1 protein-coding gene is annotated in these 657 nt (G+C 46.6%); it reads left to right on the top strand.

Annotated features, from left to right (window positions below; genetic code table 11):
- Nucleotides 1–7: 7 nt before the first annotated feature.
- Nucleotides 8–657, top strand: a 650-nt coding sequence (locus IEW26_RS30070; protein WP_268237088.1) for an IS3 family transposase, incomplete at its 3' end; no start/stop codon positions are given.

Below are 657 nucleotides of genomic sequence, written 5' to 3'. Positions count from 1 at the left end.
GGAGCGGATTCGGTATTATTTCTACGACCACCAGATGCGGTGTGGGAGTCCTAAAATTACGTATTTGCTTCATCTGGAAGGGTATAGGATCTCTTCACGTACAGTAAGTATATACATGCGCCAAATGAATCTCCGTTCCGTGTATGCTCCCAAGTATCGTGTCCAGACGACGGATTCCAAACATGACCATCCCCTTGCGCCGAATACGCTAAATCAGCAATTTAAGACATCCAAACCCAATACGGTATGGGCTACCGACATCACCTACATCCCCTGCCGAGGAGGCCGGTTATATTTGGCCAGTGTTTTGGATTTGTGTACACGTGAAATTGTAGGCTGGCGTCTGTATAGCCATATGGAAACCAGCTTGGTGCTGGGTGCATTACAAGATGCTTATGAGGCAAAACGTCCCGCTCCAGGTTTACTTCATCACTCCGATCGAGGCTCGCAGTACACATCCAAAGAGTACGTAGAGCAACTGAAAACATACGGTATGGAATCCAGTATGAGCCGCCGAGGGAATTGTTACGATAACGCTTGTATAGAGTCCTGGCACAGCATTTTAAAGAAGGAACTCATTTACTGTAACCCTCGGTTTAAGACGCCGGAAGAGGCATATACTGCCATTTACCAGTACATTGAGTTTTATTACAACCG

The sequence above is a fragment of the Paenibacillus silvae genome, from assembly GCF_014639235.1.
GTDB lineage: Bacteria > Bacillota > Bacilli > Paenibacillales > Paenibacillaceae > Paenibacillus > Paenibacillus silvae.
This window is presented reverse-complemented; position numbering and strand designations above follow the sequence as displayed.